This is a genomic window from Bacillus sp. JK106 (assembly GCF_053663355.1).
In genome coordinates this window covers 1,028,191-1,048,883 of sequence record NZ_JBSJQC010000001.1, presented here as the reverse complement: position 1 = coordinate 1,048,883, position 20,693 = coordinate 1,028,191, and the positions used below count along the sequence as shown (strand labels likewise).

Here is a 20,693-nt window from a genome sequence, read left to right as displayed (position 1 = left end):
AAGGTGCCGCCCTATTTGAACGGCACTTGTTCTTCCCTAACAACAGAGCTTTACGATCCGAAAACCTTCATCACTCACGCGGCGTTGCTCCGTCAGACTTTCGTCCATTGCGGAAGATTCCCTACTGCTGCCTCCCGTAGGAGTCTGGGCCGTGTCTCAGTCCCAGTGTGGCCGATCACCCTCTCAGGTCGGCTACGCATCGTTGCCTTGGTGAGCCGTTACCTCACCAACTAGCTAATGCGCCGCGGGTCCATCTGTAAGTGGTAGCCGAAGCCACCTTTTATGTCTGAACCATGCGGTTCAAACAACCATCCGGTATTAGCCCCGGTTTCCCGGAGTTATCCCAGTCTTACAGGCAGGTTACCCACGTGTTACTCACCCGTCCGCCGNTCTCAGTCCCAGTGTGGCCGATCACCCTCTCAGGTCGGCTACGCATCGTCGCCTTGGTGAGCCGTTACCTCACCAACTAGCTAATGCGCCGCGGGTCCATCTGTAAGTGGTAGCCGAAGCCACCTTTTATGTCTGAACCATGCGGTTCAAACAACCATCCGGTATTAGCCCAGGTTTCCCGGAGTTATCCCAGTCTTACAGGCAGGTTACCCACGTGTTACTCACCCGTCCGCCGCTAACATCAGGGAGCAAGCTCCCATCTGTCCGCTCGACTTGCATGTATTAGGCACGCCGCCAGCGTTCGTCCTGAGCCAGGATCAAACTCTCCGATAAATGGATCACAGACTAAGTTCACTGCATCCTGCAGTAACGTCTGTGTGATCTGCATCGTGCAGACCTTAGTTTGACTGACTACGCACATCGCTGTGCGATTTATTTAAAACTTTGAATTAACAGGTACGTTTTGTCTTGTTTAGTTTTCAAAGATCATTACCGCTTGTTGAAGCAGCTTTATTATCTTACCACTCAGCTTCTTTTATGTCAACAACTTTTTTTAAGTTGTTTCCGAAGCATTTCGTTGTTGTCTGCTGTTCATCAGCGACGTCTAATAATATAACACCCTTTTGAAAATATGACAATAGTTTTTTTAAAAAATCATTAATTATTTTCTTTCATACCTTATTTCAGTTTCTCTTCTATAGAAAGATAAGCTGTCTTGTGGTTTGGCCTATTTTCTTGTATAGTAAGATTGAACTAAATACTTGATGACCACAAGGGGAGCATTAAAGCTGAGAGTGAACGTTTTGTTCTGACCCTTTGAACCTGTTAGTTAACGCTGGCGTAGGGATGTGGCAAAGCCAAATGATTTGCAGTTTATGTAAGCAGCGCGCGGACCTTTTCCCATCCTTCCCCGCGCTGCTTTTTTGTTTATCCTTGATACGGTTGTCTGACCAGGGGGAAAACTATGAATCATTCAACACAGCTTGTGCGCTTAATTGAAATTGCGATTATGACCGGGGCGGCTGTCATTCTTGACATTGTCTCAGGTATGTTTCTCCGGATGCCCCAAGGCGGTTCGGTCTCTATTATGATGATTCCGATTTTTTTGATTTCATTCCGCTGGGGAGTGAAGGCCGGGATTACGACAGGCTTTTTAACAGGGATTGTCCAGATCGCCATCGGCAATTTGTTTTTGCAGCACCCGGTGCAGCTATTTCTCGATTACATCGCGGCATTTGCAGTTCTCGGTTTCAGCGGCTTGTTTGCTTCCGGTGTACGAGCATCGGCATTGAATAAAAAAAGAGGCGCTTTAACGATGTATGTTATAGGCGGTGTTTTCATCGGCAGTGCACTGCGCTATGCGGCGCATGTGGTCTCCGGAGCTGTCTTTTTCGGAAGCTATGCTCCGAAGGGTACGCCGGTCTGGATTTATTCATCCGTCTATAACGCGACTTACATGATTCCTTCTTTTATCCTTTCAGCCATTGTCCTTATCTTATTATTCATGACTGCGCCGCGGCTTCTTGAAGCTAAGCGGACGAACTGAAACAGCAGGCGGTTTACGCCTGCTGTTTTTTTATTCCGGGCTGTGCCGTTCGTTAGAATCACTCAGTTCTTTTGTAAGTTCATTTATGCTTTGTTTTATGTTTCCTTTGCCTGAAAAATTCTCAATCAGCTCTTTTACATTGATTCCGGAAGATGCTTTTAAGCTTTCCTGGAGACCGGCCATTAAATTGGTTGCGTAGCCTGTGACTTTATTGGCTCCGCCGTTTTCACCGCTTCCTCCCGTATCCACGACGGTAATTTTATCAATGTTTGAAAGAGGCGCTGAGACTTGTTTTGCGTATTCAGGCAGCATTTTCACAATCATATCAAGGATTGCAGCCTGCCCGTATTTTTCGAATGCGTCGGCGATTTTTTCTTTAGCTTCCGCTTCTGCGAGACCTTTCAGGCGGATGACTTCCGCTTCGGTTTCTCCTCTCGCCTTTTCAGCCTCCGCTTTAGCAAGACCGTCAATTCTCACGCGTTCCGCTTCCGCCTTGGCCATCGCTTCGATGCTGTACTGCTCGGCATCCGCTTCGGCGAGCTGCTTCGCTTTTGCGGCCGCGGCCGCTTGTTCCACCGAGTAACGGTCAGCATCGGCTTTTTTCTTCACTTCAGAGTCATATTGGCGCTCACGGCGCAGAATTTCTTTTTCCTCCAATTCAATCTGCTTTTGCCGCTCAATAATTTTAATTTGCATTTCCTGCTCTGTCACCTGCTGGCGTGCTTTTGCGGTTTCAAGATCATATGCCTGGTCGGCATTGGCTTTTGCTGTATCCTGCTCTCTTCTGTATTCCGCCATTTTCAGCTGATTGATTTTTTCCGCTTCAGCTATTTCCGTCGCCCGCTCCAGCTCTGATTTTTTTGCGTCTTTATCAGCGGCCGCGCGTTTAATCCTCGTCTCTTTATCCGCTTCTGCCGTGGCAATGTCCGCATCCCGCTTGACTTGGGCGATTCTCGGCTTACCTAATGATTCAAGATAGCCGTTTTTATCCCGGACGTCTTTAATCGTAAAAGAAACGATCATCAGCCCCATTTTAGCAAGATCCTGAGACGCGACCCGCTGGACTTCCTGAGAAAACTTTTCCCTGTTTTTATAAATCTCTTCAACGGTCATGGAGCCGAGGATGGAGCGCAGATGGCCTTCCAGCACCTCCCGCGCCTCCTGCTCACGGTCGTCCTTGGATTTCCCCAAAAATTGTTCAGCTGCTGTTGCGATTTCACCGATAGAGCCTCCGATTTTAATAATGGCGGTTCCGTCGGCCATTACCGGCACGCCTTGCTCTGTATAGACTTCAGGTGTAGAGACATCAAGTTTGCTTGACAGTAAACTGAGAGGTTCTGCCTGCTGGAATACCGGGAGCACAAACGTTCCCCCGCCCCGGACGATTTTCAGACGATTTCCGCCTTCATCAATGTGGACGTTCTTATTTCCCAAATAACTTCCGGTCACGATAAGGGCTTCATCCGGCCCCGCTGTCCGGTACTTCGTAATAAATACAGCAATAAGTGCGATGAGTAAAAAGAATACGATTCCGATAACAATGATAATCGGCATAGTCATAACAGTTCCCCCTTAGATATCAGATTGGTTCATGCGGCGTCACAAAAAGCACTCCGTCTTTCACGTCAATCACTAATACGGCCGTTCCGTACTTGATCTGTTCTTGATCAAAGCTGACGGCTGATTTAGAAATGGCGCCCCCTATTCCCTCTATGATCACTTCCCCATAGCCGTCTTTCGGGACGGAAGTAATGACCCTGCCGACTCTGCCCTTTAAATCTGTCTCCCGATATGCGAGCGATTCTTCCGCTGATGAAAGCGGGACAAGGACGAAGAAGTGAAGCAGGCTGACCAAAAGAACCGAAAGAACAAATGAAAGTAACGCAATGACAGGACTTGATAGCGGAGCGGCGATTTCGCCGATATAACCTGAGGCTGAAAAGATTGTTAAAAAAGACAGAATCAATGCAGGGTTTAAAAATGAAACAGGAATGGCTTCCGAGAGGCCGTGAAACACATCTTGAAAAAACAGAATCAAAAGCGTGAGACTTCCCGAAATAATCAATGTGTAAAGATAGACCGTTTCAAGCGGCAGATGAAATATGTCCACATTCTATCCTCCTTTCGGCTTGGTGTCGGAGTGTTACTTTATATACGGATGTAAAGGTAAATGGTTTCAATTTTCTGATAAGTAAGGCTGATTACATGATTATCCAATCCGGATATGATATGTTTACTCTAAAGGAGGAGATAGGATGAGCATTTTTAATGAAGCCAGACAGCAGACCTGGGAAGTACTGAAAGGACTCTCTGATGAGGAATTCAACCGAAAGCCCGCGGCTGATGAGTGGAGCGTGCGGGAAGTCCTTGACCATTTAAAGAAAATTGACGAAACAGCGCAGGCCCTTTTATCAAAGCAGGCAAAAGACGCACCGTTTAAAAAAATCGAAGACAAACCGATGGAGTTTATAGAGGACAGATCAAATAAACGGCCGGCGCCGTCACACCTCGAACCTGAGCAAAACCGAATCTCAGTCATTGAAGCAAAACAAGAATTAGATACGGCAAGACAGCAGCTGACCGCAGTTATTTCATCATTAAACGAGGAAGACTTTGAACGTGTGCTTCCGCATCCCGTTTTTCAAGAACTGACGATCCGCCAGTGGATTGATTTTATCGGCCATCATGAAAAGCGTCACATCGATCAAATAGAAGAAATCAAGAAAAAAATCGAGAAGGTCTGAGTCAGACCTTCTCGATTTTTTTCTTGGCGCGTTTCGGTTCATAAGAATGGATGGTGACCGCATCGCCCGTGCATATATCACCCGGGCGTTCAACAATACAGACAATTCCTCTTCTGCCCATCGCGTGCCTCACAAACGCCGCGGCGAGTTTTGGCTGATCCGGATAAAAGGATTGAATGACTTCTCCCGGCTGAATGCACGGATCATTTTCTCCCTCGCACAACAGAGACGCACCGCTTGGAAATATCATTCTGCTTCCTTCTTTAAGCGGCGTCAGCGCAGAAAAACCGCTGATTGCTATATTAGCGCCGAGCCATTCGGGAAAGATATGAGAAATCCCCATCTTCTCCGCAATGTCATCACATTCCTCCATGGACACGATTGAAATTTGTCTCCGGTTAAAAATTTCCGTTCCTCTTTCATACATCGGCTCACGCGCGCCGGCCTTTTTTGTCAGTCCGAAATGCAGGTCACCGGGAAACCCGCCGTATTCCGCGCGAAGCTTGTCCATCTTTTTAGTAACAAATTGTTCGGTATCCGCTATATATACACCTTCCGACTTTGCTTTTATGCGTTTCCACATCAGCCACCACCGCCTTTTTCTTGACATTATCCTTAAAAAACCCCGCTCTGTAAAGGAGCGGGGTTCATTTATTATACCGTTTTCGGCGTTAAGTCAAAGCAGCGTTTGTAAATCCAGTTGTATGCTTTCTCATTCAAATCTCTTGGATTTCCGAATGTTTGCGGATCTTTCATGGCTTCTTTTGATAAACGTTCAATCATGTCCGGAGACACACCTTGTTCTTCTAAACTCGGCACCTCTAAATCTTTTACAAGATCATACATCCAGTTGACGGACGCTTTTGCCGCTTCTTCAGTTGTCATGTTGCTTGTATCGATTCCGAATGCTTTGGCGATGCGGGCGAATTTTTCCGGATAGCCTTTCCAGTTGTATTCCATTACCGGTCCCATCATAGCTGCGACGCATTGTCCGTGAGCGACAGGGATGATGCCGCCGAGCGTCTGGCTCATCGCATGCGCCGCGCCTGCTGATTCACTGCCGTATGAAAGGCCGGCAAGCATCGCCGCCTGCGCCATGCCGTATCTTGCTTCCAAATCCTCTCCGTCCGCAAACGCGCGCTTAATATAATGCGCCGCATATTCAATGGCCAATAAAGCGACGGCATCAGTGATCGGCTGCGCGAATTTCATCGTATAGCACTCGATGGCGTGCGCAAGTGCGTCAATACCTGTCATGGCCGTCACATGCGGAGGCATGGACGTGTGCAGCTCAGGGTCAATGACCGTTAAATGCGCGGCGATAAGCGGTCCGCCCGTATTGAATTTAAATTCTCTTTCCTCATCTGTAATGACCGCCCATTGTGTGACCTCTGAACCTGTTCCCGCAGTCGTCGGGATCGTTGTCAGCGGAGGAATGCGGTTTTCCAGCGGATTTTTGCCTTCCGCGGCTTCATAATCAAGCACGCTTCCTTCGTGTGTCGCTTCTACCCCGATCGCTTTCGCCGTATCCATGGAGCTTCCGCCGCCGACAGCCACAAGACCGTTGCAGTTTTCTTTTTTATACAGTTCTGATCCTTCGTTCACAAGACGTACAGGCGGGTTCGGCTCCACTTTGTTAAACAGGACGACTTCGATGCCCGCTTCCTGCAAAGATTCAATGACCGGGTTTGCCACTCCCGCGTTATAAATTCCCGGGTCTGTTACGAGCAGCGCTTTTGTGACGCCAAGCGCTCTGACTTCATTTCCCGCGTGCTGAATCGCGCCGATTCCATGTTTAATGACTGTCGGGATTTCGAATGTATGGAATTTATGCATGCTTTCTACTTTCATATTTAATGTCATATTGTATCTCCTCCTAATTATGCTTGAAACCAGTTCACAGCTGCAGGTTTCGTATTGCGGTAAATATGTTTGATTTCCGTGTATTCTTCCAGGCCGATTTTGCCGAGTTCGCGGCCGAAGCCCGATTGTTTGTACCCGCCCCATGGCGCTTGCGCGAAATACGGGTGGAAATCATTGATCCATACCGTTCCCATCCGCAGTTTGGCGGCTACGCGTTCGCATTTTTCAATATCCTTTGACCATACCGCTCCGGCCAGCCCGTAAATGGTATCGTTGGCAAGTCTGATCACTTCTTCTTCAGAAGAAAATGACTCAACTGTTAAAACGGGGCCGAAGATCTCCTCTTGGACTATCCGCATATCAGACTTGCAGTTTGAGAAAATAGTAGGTTCATAGAAGAAACCGTTTTGAAGGGCGGGATCATCAGGACGTTTGCCGCCTGTTTCCAGTTTTGCCCCTTCTTCGATACCGATTTCTACGTATTTTTCGACTTTGGCCCGATGCTCGGCGGAAATCAGCGGACCGCTTTCCGTATCTTCATGAAAACCGTTTCCTAATTTGATGCGTTTCGTGCGCTTGATCAGCTCGGCTAAAAATTCATCATGAATGGCTTCGTCCACCAAAAGACGGGACCCTGCCGAACAAACTTGGCCGGCATGGAAAAACACGGCGTTCAGCGCTTGATCTGCAGCTGTTTCGAGATCTGTATCTTGAAATACGATATTCGGATTTTTGCCGCCAAGCTCCAGGGCAATCTTTTTCACGTTGCCGCTTGCCGCCTGCATGATTTTTTTGCCTGTTTCAATTCCGCCCGTAAAAGAGACCAAATCGACGTCGAGGTTTCTCGCCAGCTCGTCGCCGACAGAAGCGCCCGGCCCCAGCACGAGATTGGCGGCCCCTTTCGGAATACCGGCTTCTTCTATTAATTGAAAGACTTTAATGGTTGTCAGCGGAGTAATCTCGCTCGGCTTTAAAACGATCGTGTTTCCGGCCGCAAGAGCGGGAGCGATTTTCCAGCTCGCCTGAAGGAGCGGATAGTTCCACGGCGTAATTTGTCCGCATACACCAATCGGCTCTCTGACGATTTTACTTACTGAATCGGGAATCGGAGATGAAATGACCTCGCCTCCGTCTTTATCCGCCAAACCGGCATAATATTGAAATACATTTGCGATATCATCCATATCGGCTTTACTTTCTTCAATCGTTTTTCCTGTATCAAGCGATTCCAGCTCAGCTAATTCGTTCAGATCGCGTCTGATTAATTCCGCAATTTTCAGAACAAATTGTCCGCGCTCGAGCCCGGAAAGCACCGGCCATTCCCCTTCATCAAATGCTTTTCTGGCTGCGGCGATGGCTTTCACCGCATCATCCCGGTCTCCTTCGCATACCGTTGCAATTTCTTCTTGATTAAATGGATTAATGATGCGGCGGGTCTGTTTTTTTTCTGCACTGATCCATTCGCCGCCGATATAAAGCGTTTTGCTCATAAGAGTCCTCCTTACCGAGAAGTAAGTTTGTTAAATAAAAATTTAATGTTTTTAACAATGTTAATTTAACACATGTTTTTTTGCCTGTCAAAACCCGGTCAGTCCGTTTAGATTTTGACATTTTGTCATGATTCGTTAAGATTAAGAACATAAAGAAATGACTTAACAAATTTAAACTTCAAGAGGAAAAGAGGGACAGTATGGATGAGAATCCAGAATTCACAGCTATAGAACAAGCCAGGGATCTTGTCATTGATTCCATTGCAGAGACGATGGATCTTTACGGAATCACCCGGAGTGTCGGGATTTTATACGGAACAATGTATATGAGGGATGAAATGACGCTTGACGAAATGCGTGAGGAACTGCAGATGAGCAAACCGAGTATGAGCACAGGCGTCAAAAAGCTGCAGGATTTAAATGTGGTCAAAAAAACCTTTCACCGCGGCACACGGAAGCATACGTTTGTAGCGGAAAAGGATTTCTTTACGTTTTTCACGAATTTCTTCCCGCCGAAATGGGACCGTGAAGTTCAGGTGAATTTGTCCGCCATCGTACAGGCCCAGGCGGATTTGCAGTCCGTTTTGCTGGCCGAGGAAGGCAGCGCGGAATTACAGGAAGAAGCGCGGCAGTTATATGATCAGCTTGAAAGCTCGAAAGCTTATTATCATTGGCTGAAGCGGCTCGCCGACTCGGTTCAGAGCGGGGAGATTTTTAAATTTATTCCGATAGAAACAGACGAAAAAAACGCCTGATTTTGATTCAGGCGTTTTTTGTCGTGATTTGATTATTTTTGAGAAAATATAGGAACATAACCCCATTTACTTCCATTAAAATTGATGGTAAATTTTTATAGGTATGGTCGTTCTTTTTTAAGAACAATCAGCAAATTTTTTTTTAGGGGGATTTATGAAAATGAAACAGAAATTTTTCTCAACTGTCATGGCAAGTTTATTCGGCCTCGTTTTGCTTCTTTCTCTGCCGACAGCGTCATTCGCCGCTGAGTCAGGCTCAACCGTTCACGAGCCGGAAATGTCCGCGAAAGCGACTGCTACCTTATTTGCAAAATATACAGGTGCCAGCCAGCAGGAATGGTCATTTTCTGATATCGAATTGACGTACCGTCCGAACACGATCCTGAGCTTAGGCGTTATGGAATTTACCCTTCCTAGCGGATTTGCGGCTACAACAAAAGATACAGTCAACGGACACGCTTTGCGTGAAAGACAGATTCTGAATAACGGCAAAACAGTCAGACTTCCGTTAAACATTGATTTGCTCGGCGCAGCGGAATTTAAGCTTTCTCTTAATAATAAAACATTGCCTGCTGCAGGTACATATAAGTTCCGTGCAGAAAATAAATCATTAAGCATCGGCTCTAAATTCTATGCTGAGGACACAATTGTTGTTCAAAAACGCAGCACACCGCCGACACAGCCTTGCAACTGCAAATAATTGCGAAAAACGGACCGGCACAAGCTCATCGCTTGTCAGCCGGTCTTTTTTTGTGCTGTTTTCTTTCTTCCGGCCCTCGCATTGACAAACCCCTGAAACAGGAGTACATTCTTGTTTGTTGTATTTGGAGTGACGAAAACAGTTTCTTAAGGAGTTATGAGGATTGGGAAAAATCAAAAATAAACAATTTGCCGTCATCGGACTCGGCCGTTTCGGCGGAAGCATCTGTAAAGAGCTTTTTAAAATGGGGCATGAGGTGCTTGCGACCGATATCAGCGAAGAGCGGGTCAACGCATACTCCTCTTATGCCACGCATGCCGTGCGGGCAAATTCAACGGAAGAAAGCGAGCTTCAGTCGCTCGGCATCAGAAATTTTGAATATGTCATCGTAGCAATCGGCGCCAACATTCAGGCAAGCACGCTGACGACGCTGTTATTGAAGGAGCTGAACATCCCTAATATTTGGGTGAAAGCGCAAAACTATTATCATCACAAAGTGCTTGAAAAGATCGGTGCTGACCGTATTATCCATCCCGAAAAGGATATGGGCGTGCGGATTGCGCAAAGCCTTTCAGATGAAAACGTCTTAAATTACATCGATTTGTCAGATGAATACAGCATTGTGGAGCTTTCAGCCACGAAAAAGCTGCATTTAAAATCCATTCTTGATCTCGGCGTCCGGGCCAGATTCGGCTGCACCATTCTCGCCGTGAAACATAATGGAGACATTCAGCTGTCCCCTTCTCCGGAGACTGTCATTCATGAATGTGACTGCCTTGTGCTGATGGGGCATAAACGTGATATTAAAAGGTTTGAAACTGAAGGAATGTAAAAAAGCCGGCAAGCTGCCGGCTTTTTTTGATGCTTATGTTTCTTCACTTAACTGGACGGCGGTTTGGTCAACCCAGCCGATCAGCTCATCTTTCACTTGAATTTGGTACCAGACGGATTCTCCGTTTTGTTTTTCAGATACGACTTTAATATGCTCGCCGGTAAACTTTTGCGCCGATGCCAGTTTAATAGAATGCCGCTCTTTCGACGGCTTGGACCACACGTCTTCAATGGCGTGGTCTTTGATGGCGCCTTTCTTATCAACTGCTTTAAGAGAGGCATTGATTTTGTCATATTCATTCAGGTTATAGGTTTCTATGACATCTTTAATTTTTTCAGCATAGCCGGGGTCTGTGGCGTAGCCGGATTTTTGAAGGGCAGCCGCCGCTGTTTTATAATTGTCCGCTTCAATGACGGGCTTGTACTTCTTTTTATTCCAAGACGTTCCGTTGACAAATAATTTGGCATGGTCATCCATTGATTCAAAAAACGTGCTGTATTTACGGAATTTTGCCCGAATCGTTTTTCGTTTTCCTTTTTCAAATTCATCCGTTTTCATCGTGACGTGTTTTCCTTTATAATCACCTTTTACACCGAACAGGTTGCGCGCTTTCCCCGCAAGCTCACTGTTCCCCCAGTCCGATTCGAGAATGGCCTGTGCGAGGGTGATGCTCGGAAGGACATGATATTTCTCATATAAAATCTGAGCATGCCCGGAAAGGCTGTCAATAAAGACCTGCTGCTCGTCCACCTCTTCAGGCGGTTTTTCTTCCGTCACTATGAATTTCGAAAATACCATTGATACCAGAAATAATCCGAATATAAGAGATACAGCAAAAAGGCACCCAAGCACCCTTTTGGTCTTTGCTTTCTTTTTCATATCAACCTTCCTTTAATTCCGGAATCACTAGATTTATAATTTTACTGGTCATTGATGAAAATTTCAATAAAATAGGGAAAAAGACGGAGAAAGAACACATTGTGCAAATAAAAAAGACCCCTCTTTGAGGAGTCTTTTTTTGTTATGCCATGCTCAGCTGAGGGCCGAACAATTCATATTGAACAGAATCAGAGTCAAACCCGAGTGCAAGAATCATATCTTTCATTTGCGTCATAAACTGCGCTGACCCGCACAAGTAACATTCAGCATCTTGATTCAGATGAAGCTGCTCCAAGAAGGTTTGATCAATCCGGCCGCTGTAAAAAGGCTTGTCTCCTGAGCGGTCTTGTTCTGCCAGTTCACTGTAAACATAAATGACGTTAATATTCGGATGATTCTCCGCAGCTTGTTCAGCCTCTTTGCGGAACGCGGCGTACTCTCCGTTTTTCGCGGCATGAATAAAAGTAACGGAACGCTCCGGCTGTTTTTCGGCGGCTGTTTTCAGCATGCTCATCATCGGCGTGATTCCGGAACCGGCACTGATAAGAACAACCGGTTTTTCGGAAGCAGACAGCTTGAAATCTCCGGCGGGTGCGCTGACTTCAAGTTTATCTCCCTCTTGAACTTCATTGTGGAGATGAGAAGAAACCGCTCCGTCCTTTTTCACAGAAATCCGATATGCGCCTTTTCGAGAAGCATCAGACAGGCTGTACTGGCGAATGTGCGTATAAGGCGAATCCGCAATTCGCACTTTAATGCTGATATATTGTCCCGCTTCAAATCCAGGTAGCGAAGAGCCGTCACTCGGTTTGATATAAAACGATGTGATATCTTTGCTTTCTTTTGTTTTCTGTATAACCGTAAATTCTTTATACCCCTGCCATCCGGCTTCATTGTACATGTCTTTTTCAATGCCGATGAAAGCCTCCGCAATAACACCGTAAGCTTTTTCCCATGCCTGCATAATCTCAGGAGTTGCGGCATCCTGCAGCACATCCTTAATTGCCAGAAGCAGATACTTTCCGACAATCGGATAATGTTCCGGTTTTACACCGATGCTTGTGTGCTTATGGCCGATCTGTCTGACCGCCGGAATGATTTGTTCTAATTGATCAATATTCGCCGCAGCCGCAATAACTGCATTTGCCAATGCTGCGCGCTGAGTCTGTTTCTTTTGGTTTGTTTGGTTAAACATATTTAACAGTTCGGGATGATCTTGAAACATCAGGTTATAAAAGCGTCCGGTAATGTTTTCTCCATGTGTTTTCAATACAGGTACTGTGCTTTTGATGATGTCTATTGTTCTCTCATCCAGCATGTTCATCCTCAACCCTTCTAAAGATGTATTTTCAATATATCTTTATAGTAAGAGATATTTCGAATAAAAGATATATCTAAAATGAATCTTTAAAAAAGCCGTCACAATATTGTGTTGGATTTGGAATTTATGGATTTCACCTCCTTTTTTATCACCCGGTGAAACAGGGACACATATATTTGGGAATATACGTTTAAAGATGAAAGCGGGGGATTGCATGGTTTCCGATATCGATTACACGTCTCCGAATACACAGTTCACTTATGATGTGAATGAGAGCCGTTTTTTTACGAAAGATGCTCGGAACTTTATCAATGTATTGGGGATTAAACAGTTAAACACGCTTGAAAATATTTCATTATTAGATATCTTTCTGAGTAAAACAAATGTGATTGAACCGCATACCCATCAAAACGCCGCTGAATTGGTGTACTGTATTTCGGGTTCCGCGGTGGTATCGATGCTGAATCCGTTCACCCAGAAAATACGTAATTACCCGATTACCCCCGGGCAAGTGGCGAATATTCCGCAGGGGTGGTGGCATTATGAAGTCGCCACTTCAGACAAAACCCATCTTTTGGCCATATTTGACGCCCCTTCGCCTGAAGTGATATACGGCTCGGATATTCTCCGTCTGACGCCGCCGGAGATCATGGCGCATACGTACTGTCTGAATGAGCATGAGTGGGAAAAAGCCGTTTCACCGATCCGGCAATCAACTGTGATAGGCCCCGATAAATACTGCGGACAGTCTGAAAACACGGGTATTCATGATATGAATAAGCCTTATCAGCCAAATACGCATTATCCGAATGATCCGTATCGGCATTATGTTCAGCCGTTCTATCGGGGGTATTAAATGGGAAACGGAGCGGCATTCAAGCTTTGACGAAAAAAGCCCCTCATTGGAGAGGGGCTCTTGATCATTACGGTCCGGTTCCGCAGCTTACTTTGTACTCGCCTTCGGACGATTTTTTTGAATAACATACGTGCGGTGTCTGTCCGGTTTCATCTTTCCAATTGAACCAATTTACATAATAAAGGTTCCCGGCCTCTCCGCCTCCTTCTTCTTTTTGAAGAATCGCAAAGCAGCTTTGATACGGATATCCTTTTTTATAAATGTCATGCCTGATGGCTCCTTTTTCTGAAGCAGACGTGAAAATGATGGGAGAAAGAGCCGAGAGCGCTGTTAAAAGAAGTGCCACTGCCGCTGAAAGAGTTAGTATAAGATAGATTTTCTTTTTCATTTTTCCTCTTATTCCTTTCATTTAGTTGTTAGAAACGAAGCGGAACACAGAGGCTGCTGCAGAGGATTAAAAACTTATAAAGGTATGGAGCCAAGGGGCTCGCACCCCTGACCTCTAGCTGCCAGTGTGGAGATGCTTTTCTGATAGGAACAGACGTTTTGTTTCAAATCCTAATCTTTTATTTGGCTAAAAATGAATAAGCTGGTCCCAAAATAGGATAATAAATTAAAGGTTAATTTTCCACTAGACCTGCCATCAAAACGCCCATCACAATCAATAATAATAGTAAAAGCAAACAAAGTGCTAGGATAACAAAAGAAATATTCTTTGCAATTCCTTTAGGCGATTTGATTGCTAGAATACTCCCCACGACAATTCCTAGGATTCCAAGCGCCCAATGAATATGAGGCAGGAAACACAATGTGAATAAAAGGATGATAAGCGACACGATCCCAAAATACTTTCTCATTTCTCTCCTTTCTATTTTCCCTCCCTTAAATTGAAAAGAAAATTGAACTTATAAATATTGAGTGCCATATTTTTTAAATATTAGCATAGAATTATCGTTCGAGCTTTATGACGACGGATACATACGCGAGGTTATCTGCGCAGTTCATTACGGGACCACCTACGGAAGGAATTTCGTGTGAAGAACTTAAAGGGGGATACATTATTGTATTTGATTCTCTTTTATCCGTTGAGACTTATGAAGTTAAGAGATGATCAAATGACTGATTTTGAATGAAAAGTGCACCGGATTATCTTTAATATGTCCCGCTTTGGGAAAAATCCCTCCATGGAACAATTGAAAAGAAAAAACAGGTGTTTGTTTTGAAACTAATGAAGAAACTAAAAAAGCCTTTTCCGAAGAAAAGGCGTAAGCTGTTCAAGTCTGAAAACGATCCGAAGCAGTTTGAAAGGTATCATGTGTTTTTTCCACTGTGTTCACACCCAATCCGCATACTAAAGATAACGACAGACCCAAAATAATGAAGATGCTTTTTTTAAAATTCATACAGGCATTCTCCCCTTTGAATTTGTGTTTGCGTATCTACCATTTTTTTATGATAAAAATAAGACGTTTCAAATTCCTTTGAATCTGCATAAATCGAAGCAGTTTCACAGGCGATGTCTTCAACATATGAATAGTTCTTATTTTTCTCCAGGTATTCGATCGTATCGTTTATCCCTTGCTGATTCACAGCGTCTACATAAAGAGCTTTGAGATAGCCTTGTAATGACTCAAAAAGCTTATCCCCTTGGGATACTGCTGCCGATAATCCTTTCTTACTCGCTTGGATTCCTTCAGCCATTTTCCCTTGTTTAAAAAGAACCTTCGCATAAGAAAACAAGGAATGAGGTAAGTTACTCAGCTTTGCTTTTTCTGTAATTTCAACAGCTTTTTTCAAGAAGTTTTCAGCCTGTGAATGTTCTCCCCTATCAGCGTAATTTGCACCCAAATTATAAAGAGCAGAACTAATCAACCTTTTATTATCTAACTCTTTCGATAATTTAAGAGCCTTTTCAAGATGCGGCTGACTCTTCTCATACCGTTTAAAATCACAATAATTTCCCGATATGACAAATAGACATTGAATTTTCCGGACCTTATACAACTCATACTGATCGTAAATATCGAGCGCTTGCTTTACGTGATTCATGGAGACGTGGCTTTGTTTCATACCGTAATATGCTTCAGCCAGTTTAAAATGAAACTCCGCTCTCTCAATTTCATCATGCACATGAACGAGTTGTTTTTCAGCCTCTCTATAAAAGCCGATCGCCTTTACATACTGCTTTTGATCAAATTCATACATGCCGCGGAAAAATAAAGAGTAATAGCACAGCAGGCCGGAAATTCCTTTATTTGATGCTTCGATTTTTTCCAGCAGCTCGTCAATTGTCGGTCTCACACGGGTAGTCACCGGTTCTAAATAATCCAGCATGAGCTGATGGCGGAATTTCATGAGGGTGTAGTAAATCAGTAGATACTCGTCTTCTTCCATCTCATTTATTTCTTGCTCCACTTCCGCTTTCAAAATCTCCGCATCCGGAACACTGAACTGACGTATCATTTTGTACCATTCATTAATCTTAACGCCAACCTCCGATGACGGTAAAACAGAACTCACAAGGCCACTCCTCCTTTTATATAATATTCTAACATTTCCATAATATGTTTAGACGAAAAAAAACCGCAATTTGTTTGCAGTTGCCAGATTACTTATTTTCACATAACTGTTGGAAACGTCCATTCTATTTGCGATAATAAAACTAATGTATGGGGAATATAAATGGGAGGGATTAAGGATGTGTCATTTTAAAATGAGCATTACTTTATCACTCAAATGCTTTAAGCTCTATGAAAGTGTTTACTTTGGAATAGGTTTATAAGTAGACTCTCTACAAGTCTACTTTATTTTTTTCTCATAAATAAACGAGGTGAAAATCAATGGATGGTGTAGAATTTTTAGAAAATATGACACGACTCGGAGTACTCATTTTGGTGTTCTCAGGATATGCTGTTTATTGGAAATTAGGTAAAACAAAAAGAGAGCGAGGGCTTACAAAATTTGAAGCTTGTCTTAGGTTCTCTGTCATGTTCGGTATATTAGCTTGGGGGGGTTCGACTCTTGCTTTGAGTTTATGGTCATAATCTTTTTTGTCGATATTTTACTTATCCTGTCTAAACAGATTAAAACTAGATAAATGTACCCTTATTTAGAAAAATGTGTTACCGTGTAGTTTCTTGTACAAGTTTCTAAAAGAGAAAGTTATAATGTTGAAAAGATTAGTTTTTCTGGCGTTGACCCTACTTCTTGCTATTGTGACAATAGCGCCAACAGTTTCAGCAGAGGAAGAGAACGGGTTAGATGGATTAACTAAAGAACAAATTGAAAAATTTTGAAAAGAAGTTGAGTACATCTTTACTAAGATTGTAATTTTTGATGAAGAGACAGGCTACACAGTTAATGAGGATGAGCTTGAAAAGTCTCCTTATACCAAAGGTCAAAAAGAGGGTATGATCGCTTTCGCTAAATATATGAATAAGGAATATAAGTATGCAAGTGTCCAAAAGAACACTGTTCGAAGATGCCTTGAAGATGCTATTGGTATCTCTAAAGGAGCATTAGATAAAGTTCAAAAGGCAATTGAAAAAGGAGATTGGTGGACAGTATTAGAACATCTGGGCAAATTAGGCGTAGCAATTTCTCCACCAGTATTATTTACATTCTTCCTGTTCTGCGGTGCTACACCAGCAAAGGTTGCTCCGCAAGAAAATTGATAAACAACAAAGCCGCCTCTAAAGGCGGCTTCTTCAATCCTAATTGAAGGCGAAAAGCAACTAAACTTCCTCAAAATAAATTTTTCGTCCCCAAATTGTCCCCAATTGCTTTTTTGGGCTATTGGTCTGTTCCTGACAAATAAAAAAACCCTTATAGAATAAGGGTTTAAAGGTATGGAGCCAAGGGGGCTCGAACCCCTGACCTCTACGCTGCCAGCGTAGCGCTCTCCCAGCTGAGCTATGGCCCCGTGCTGTAACGTCATGTTTTATTATAGACGAGTCTTCTATGAATTTCAAGCAGAAAATTCAGTTTGCTCATATTTTCCTGAGACGTTTTTCGAACATAAAAAGAAGACCCTCCTGGGGGCCTCTTCGTTTATCGCACGAGCATGATTAAAATGATGCCGAGGATGACACGGTAAATGGCGAACGGGACAAGCTTAATCCGGTTAATGAGCCGAAGAAAAAACTTGACGACTAAGAGGGCGACGACAAAGGCGCAGATAAAGCCGACAAGAAAAAACGGAATCATGTCATAAGAAAGACTGCCCCAGTATTTCACCAGCTTCAGAAGGCTTGCGCCCGCCATAATCGGAATGGCCATAATAAATGTGAAGTCTGCGGCTGCCCGGTGATTCAAGCCGACAATGACACCTCCGGCAATCGTTGAGCCTGAGCGGGAAAATCCGGGCCATAAGGCGAGACACTGGAATAATCCGACACAGAAAGCCTGTTTGTAGGTGATTCTGTCCACCGTATCGATCGTTTCTTTCCTTTTATTGATCCAGTCCGCTATAAGCATAAGCACGGCTCCGGCAATTAATCCGTAAGCGACCGTTCTGACGGAGAATAAATAGCGGTCAATGAAATCCTCAAATAAAAAGCCGAGCACCGCCGCCGGAACAAGACCGACGGCGATTTGCGCGATGGTCAGCCTGTATCCCTTCTGCTGATCGCGCGTGACGTTTTTTTTGAGGCCGAGTAAATGTAATATCCGATCCTTAAACACAATGGCCACCGCCAGAATCGAACCGAGCTGAATCACCACTTTGAAGGAATTGGCGGCTTCCGGATTCATCAGGCTTCCGGATTTCAGCCAAATGTCATCCGCTATGATCATATGTCCCGTGGAAGAAACCGGCGCGTATTCCGTCAGCCCTTCCACGATTCCCAAAACGGCTGCTGTGAACATCTCCCATAGTGTCATCCCATTCTTCCCTTCATTCATCATTTACAAAAGAGAAGCTCTCCTCTGAAGGAAAGCCTGTCTTATAATAAATATCATGTCCGTTCCGATTTTATGACTTCGATACAGCATCATTTTTTTCTTCTTCATATAAATGCGAGCGCATTTTGAACCAATCAAACAGATGGGTCGTGACCACTTTGATGACCGCATACCCCGGGATGGCTAAAATAATGCCGACAACCCCGAACAGCTTTCCGGCGGTTAAAAGAACAAAGATGATGGTAATCGGGTGAATGTGAAGATTTTTCCCCATGATCTGCGGCGAAATTAATTTACCTTCCACGAGCTGGACAACGGTCCAGACAATCGCAAGTTTCAGCAGCATAAGAGGCGAAGTGACCAACGCGATAATAATCGCCGGCGTGATGGCAATGGTCGGCCCTAAATACGGAACAACGCTCGTACAAGCGGCAATGACCGCAAGCAGGGAAGCATAATCAAGTCCGATAATCAGATAGCCGATAAATAATAAAAACCCGATGCAGAAGCTGACGATGACCTGTCCTCTGATATAGGAGCTTAATCTGTGGTTCATTTCACTAAGCATCGTATACGTTTGTTCTTTCAGACGGGTGGGCACAAACTTTAAGATATAGATCGGCAGTTTTTTGCCGTCTTTCAGCAAATAGAACAGAATAAACGGCACGGTCACAATTGAAATGATCACTTCAGTCAGCGCGCCGATAAAATTCCCGACTCCGGTAAATGTGCTGTTTGCAATTGTCGCCGCCTGCGCCGATACTTTATTGGCAAGATCGGAAATGTTGATATTCATCGTCTTTTGCGCCTGATTTACAAAATCGCTTCCGATCAGGCTTTTCGTCTGATCTTCAACGATGTCCACATATTTCGGCAGGTTGTCGATCAGGCTCATGATCTGTTCCTTTAAAAACGGAATAATTGAAACGACCGTAATCGAAATCAGCCCTATAATAATGAGGTAAAGGAGCAGGATGGAATAGACTCTTTTCACTCTTATTTTTTCCAATATATCTACGATCGGATTAAGCAGATAATAAACAATTCCTGTCAAAATGACGGGGAGCGCAATCGTTTTGAGCAGGACGATAATGGGTGTGAAAATAAATGATGTCTTCATAAAGACAAGGATATTGAGACCGATGAGCAGCAATACAAGCAAAAACAAGACAAATTTATTGTCTAAGAAAAACTGTTTAAATCTGCCGCCCCATGTTTGCAATGTTTCCACTATTGTTCCTCCATCATATGTATTTTACTTAAATTGTACACTATCGTTCCTGTAATGAAAAATAATAACCGGTCTCTATGGGAATTTTTCCTACCCCTTTAGCTGGCAGCCTTTTTTCCATTTATGTTTCCCAGAAAAAAAGCTATAATGTAAGCCAATACATAGAAGGAGCGATAGCAATGATTCGATTTGCAACAGTCGGAACGAATTGGATTACAGAACGATTTCTGGAAGCGGCTTCTGCTATTGATGATTTTCAATTAACGGCGGTTTATTCCAGAACTGAGGAACGTGCGGCGGAATTCGCCGGCAAACACGGCGCTGCTCATTATTTCACCAGCCTGAAAGAAATGGCGGAAAGCAAAGCCTATGACGCGGTGTATCTCGCCAGCCCGAATGCATTTCACAAAGAGCAGGCGGTCCTTTTTATGGAACACGGCAAGCATGTACTGTGCGAAAAACCGTTTGCGTCTAACGCAAGGGAAACGGATGAAATGATTCACGCAGCCAAAACGAACGGCGTTCTCTTGATGGAAGCCATGAAAACGACGTTCCTGCCGAACTTCAGCATGCTTCAACACCACTTACATAAAATCGGACCCGTCAGGAGATTCACGGCAAGCTACTGCCAATATTCATCACGATATGATGCATATAAAAACGGTACGGTGCTTAACGCGTTTAAGCCTGAATTATCGAACGGTTCGTTAATGGACATCGGCGTGTACTGCATTTATCCGGCCGTCGTCCTGTTCGGCAAACCGAAAAACGTCATTGCGACCGGTCATAAACTAGCATCCGGCGTTGACGGCGAAGGCACGGTCATTCTGTCATACGACGGATTTGAAGCGGTGCTGATGCATTCGAAAATCTCAAATTCGTTTGCCCCGGCGGAAATTCAGGGTGAAGACGGCACGATCGTTCTGGACAGCATTCACGGACCGGAACGGGCGGAAATCCGCTATCGTGACGGCCGGACGGAAGACATTTCAGTCCCTGATCTGAAACCTTCGATGTACTACGAAACGGCTGAATTCATCAATCTTCTTCGAAACGGACAGCGGGAGTCTTCCGAAAATACATTTGAACGTTCTTTCATTACGGCGAGCATTATGGAAGAAGCGAGAAAACAAATCGGAATCGTCTTTCCCGCCGATCAAAACTAAAAACATCCGCCCGGATTC

The 20,693-nt window shown here is 44.4% G+C and carries 21 protein-coding genes, 1 tRNA gene, 1 rRNA gene and 1 riboswitch; of the genes, 10 read left to right on the top strand and 13 right to left on the bottom strand.

The annotated features are described in order from the left end of the window. Nucleotides 1-723: ribosomal RNA gene (locus ACWJJS_RS05430) — 16S ribosomal RNA — on the bottom strand; the annotation flags it as partial. A 430-nt stretch (nucleotides 724-1,153) separates the two neighbouring features. Continuing rightward, nucleotides 1,154-1,254, top strand: a riboswitch (TPP riboswitch). Between the two features lie 100 nt (nucleotides 1,255-1,354). On the opposite strand from ACWJJS_RS05430, the gene thiT reads away from it, so the two are divergent. Further along, a complete protein-coding gene (gene thiT, locus ACWJJS_RS05425; RefSeq protein ID WP_353575213.1) occupies nucleotides 1,355-1,936 on the top strand; it encodes an energy-coupled thiamine transporter ThiT in 582 nt (193 codons plus the stop codon). A 30-nt stretch (nucleotides 1,937-1,966) separates the two neighbouring features. On the opposite strand, the gene ACWJJS_RS05420 is transcribed toward thiT, so the two are convergent. After that, nucleotides 1,967-3,496: a flotillin family protein gene (locus tag ACWJJS_RS05420; protein WP_024085720.1), complete on the bottom strand. Its 1,530-nt coding sequence runs from the start codon at nucleotides 3,494-3,496 to the stop codon at nucleotides 1,967-1,969. Between the two features lie 19 nt (nucleotides 3,497-3,515). Beyond that, entirely contained in the window at nucleotides 3,516-4,046 is a 531-nt protein-coding gene (locus ACWJJS_RS05415) for an NfeD family protein (protein WP_032876878.1), read from the bottom strand. A gap of 145 nt (nucleotides 4,047-4,191) precedes the next feature. On the opposite strand from ACWJJS_RS05415, the gene ACWJJS_RS05410 reads away from it, so the two are divergent. Continuing rightward, the gene (locus tag ACWJJS_RS05410) at nucleotides 4,192-4,680 is read left to right on the top strand and encodes a DinB family protein (protein ID WP_102422043.1); all 489 of its coding nucleotides are present in this window, start codon (nucleotides 4,192-4,194) and stop codon (nucleotides 4,678-4,680) included. Nucleotide 4,681: 1 nt separating this feature from the next. Here ACWJJS_RS05410 and ACWJJS_RS05405 read toward each other — a convergent pair whose 3' ends face one another. From ACWJJS_RS05405 to betB, 3 genes are all read right to left on the bottom strand, one after another. After that, nucleotides 4,682-5,263: an MOSC domain-containing protein gene (locus tag ACWJJS_RS05405; RefSeq protein ID WP_454023382.1), complete on the bottom strand. Its 582-nt coding sequence runs from the start codon at nucleotides 5,261-5,263 to the stop codon at nucleotides 4,682-4,684. A gap of 71 nt (nucleotides 5,264-5,334) precedes the next feature. Then, complete coding sequence (gbsB, locus tag ACWJJS_RS05400; RefSeq protein ID WP_454023381.1) at nucleotides 5,335-6,543, bottom strand: choline dehydrogenase; 1,209 nt, start codon at nucleotides 6,541-6,543, stop codon at nucleotides 5,335-5,337. 17 nt (nucleotides 6,544-6,560) lie between these two features. Continuing rightward, nucleotides 6,561-8,033, bottom strand: a complete 1,473-nt coding sequence (gene betB / locus ACWJJS_RS05395; RefSeq protein ID WP_071392219.1) for a betaine-aldehyde dehydrogenase — start codon at nucleotides 8,031-8,033, stop codon at nucleotides 6,561-6,563. 200 nt (nucleotides 8,034-8,233) lie between these two features. Between betB and cudC the strand changes: the two genes are divergently transcribed. The 3 genes from cudC (at nucleotide 8,234) to ACWJJS_RS05380 (ending at nucleotide 10,320) form a co-directional block, all read left to right on the top strand. Then, nucleotides 8,234-8,788 carry a choline uptake/conversion transcriptional regulator CudC gene (cudC, locus tag ACWJJS_RS05390; protein WP_071392220.1) on the top strand — a complete coding sequence of 185 codons (555 nt, stop codon included), beginning with the start codon at nucleotides 8,234-8,236 and terminating at the stop codon, nucleotides 8,786-8,788. A gap of 160 nt (nucleotides 8,789-8,948) precedes the next feature. Then, nucleotides 8,949-9,488 carry a biofilm surface layer hydrophobin BslA gene (bslA, locus tag ACWJJS_RS05385; protein ID WP_070082729.1) on the top strand — a complete coding sequence of 180 codons (540 nt, stop codon included), beginning with the start codon at nucleotides 8,949-8,951 and terminating at the stop codon, nucleotides 9,486-9,488. Between the two features lie 163 nt (nucleotides 9,489-9,651). Then, the gene (locus ACWJJS_RS05380) at nucleotides 9,652-10,320 is read left to right on the top strand and encodes a potassium channel family protein (RefSeq protein WP_454023380.1); all 669 of its coding nucleotides are present in this window, start codon (nucleotides 9,652-9,654) and stop codon (nucleotides 10,318-10,320) included. A 33-nt stretch (nucleotides 10,321-10,353) separates the two neighbouring features. Here the strand turns inward: ACWJJS_RS05380 and ACWJJS_RS05375 are convergent, their stop codons facing one another. Beyond that, nucleotides 10,354-11,199 (bottom strand): glucosaminidase domain-containing protein, encoded by an 846-nt coding sequence (locus ACWJJS_RS05375; protein WP_077722742.1) that lies wholly within the window; start codon nucleotides 11,197-11,199, stop codon nucleotides 10,354-10,356. Nucleotides 11,200-11,341: 142 nt separating this feature from the next. Beyond that, a complete protein-coding gene (gene hmpA / locus ACWJJS_RS05370; protein WP_454023388.1) occupies nucleotides 11,342-12,517 on the bottom strand; it encodes an NO-inducible flavohemoprotein in 1,176 nt (391 codons plus the stop codon). A 217-nt stretch (nucleotides 12,518-12,734) separates the two neighbouring features. Here hmpA and ACWJJS_RS05365 point away from each other — a divergent pair, with 217 nt between their 5' ends. Further along, entirely contained in the window at nucleotides 12,735-13,376 is a 642-nt protein-coding gene (locus ACWJJS_RS05365; RefSeq protein ID WP_071392221.1) for a cupin domain-containing protein, read from the top strand. A gap of 67 nt (nucleotides 13,377-13,443) precedes the next feature. Here the strand turns inward: ACWJJS_RS05365 and ACWJJS_RS05360 are convergent, their stop codons facing one another. Both ACWJJS_RS05360 and ACWJJS_RS05355 read right to left on the bottom strand, forming a co-directional pair. After that, nucleotides 13,444-13,764: a hypothetical protein gene (locus ACWJJS_RS05360; RefSeq protein ID WP_071392222.1), complete on the bottom strand. Its 321-nt coding sequence runs from the start codon at nucleotides 13,762-13,764 to the stop codon at nucleotides 13,444-13,446. A 1,004-nt stretch (nucleotides 13,765-14,768) separates the two neighbouring features. Continuing rightward, a complete protein-coding gene (locus tag ACWJJS_RS05355) occupies nucleotides 14,769-15,896 on the bottom strand; it encodes a response regulator aspartate phosphatase (protein WP_454023379.1) in 1,128 nt (375 codons plus the stop codon). A 320-nt stretch (nucleotides 15,897-16,216) separates the two neighbouring features. On the opposite strand from ACWJJS_RS05355, the gene ACWJJS_RS05350 reads away from it, so the two are divergent. From ACWJJS_RS05350 to ACWJJS_RS05340, 3 genes are all read left to right on the top strand, one after another. Next, entirely contained in the window at nucleotides 16,217-16,420 is a 204-nt protein-coding gene (locus ACWJJS_RS05350) for a hypothetical protein (RefSeq protein ID WP_070082264.1), read from the top strand. 123 nt (nucleotides 16,421-16,543) lie between these two features. After that, nucleotides 16,544-16,672: a hypothetical protein gene (locus ACWJJS_RS05345; protein ID WP_454023378.1), complete on the top strand. Its 129-nt coding sequence runs from the start codon at nucleotides 16,544-16,546 to the stop codon at nucleotides 16,670-16,672. A 114-nt stretch (nucleotides 16,673-16,786) separates the two neighbouring features. Continuing rightward, entirely contained in the window at nucleotides 16,787-17,050 is a 264-nt protein-coding gene (locus ACWJJS_RS05340; RefSeq protein ID WP_102422038.1) for a hypothetical protein, read from the top strand. A gap of 175 nt (nucleotides 17,051-17,225) precedes the next feature. On the opposite strand, the gene ACWJJS_RS05335 is transcribed toward ACWJJS_RS05340, so the two are convergent. The 3 genes from ACWJJS_RS05335 to ACWJJS_RS05325 all read right to left on the bottom strand — a co-directional run bounded on the left by ACWJJS_RS05335 (nucleotide 17,226) and on the right by ACWJJS_RS05325 (nucleotide 19,509). Beyond that, nucleotides 17,226-17,298: transfer RNA gene (locus ACWJJS_RS05335), tRNA-Ala, on the bottom strand. Between the two features lie 128 nt (nucleotides 17,299-17,426). Further along, entirely contained in the window at nucleotides 17,427-18,257 is an 831-nt protein-coding gene (locus ACWJJS_RS05330; RefSeq protein ID WP_044801954.1) for an undecaprenyl-diphosphate phosphatase, read from the bottom strand. A gap of 91 nt (nucleotides 18,258-18,348) precedes the next feature. After that, nucleotides 18,349-19,509, bottom strand: a complete 1,161-nt coding sequence (locus ACWJJS_RS05325) for an AI-2E family transporter (RefSeq protein WP_014305691.1) — start codon at nucleotides 19,507-19,509, stop codon at nucleotides 18,349-18,351. Between the two features lie 179 nt (nucleotides 19,510-19,688). Between ACWJJS_RS05325 and ACWJJS_RS05320 the strand changes: the two genes are divergently transcribed. Then, complete coding sequence (locus tag ACWJJS_RS05320) at nucleotides 19,689-20,675, top strand: Gfo/Idh/MocA family protein (protein ID WP_063637073.1); 987 nt, start codon at nucleotides 19,689-19,691, stop codon at nucleotides 20,673-20,675. Nucleotides 20,676-20,693: the final 18 nt, after the last annotated feature.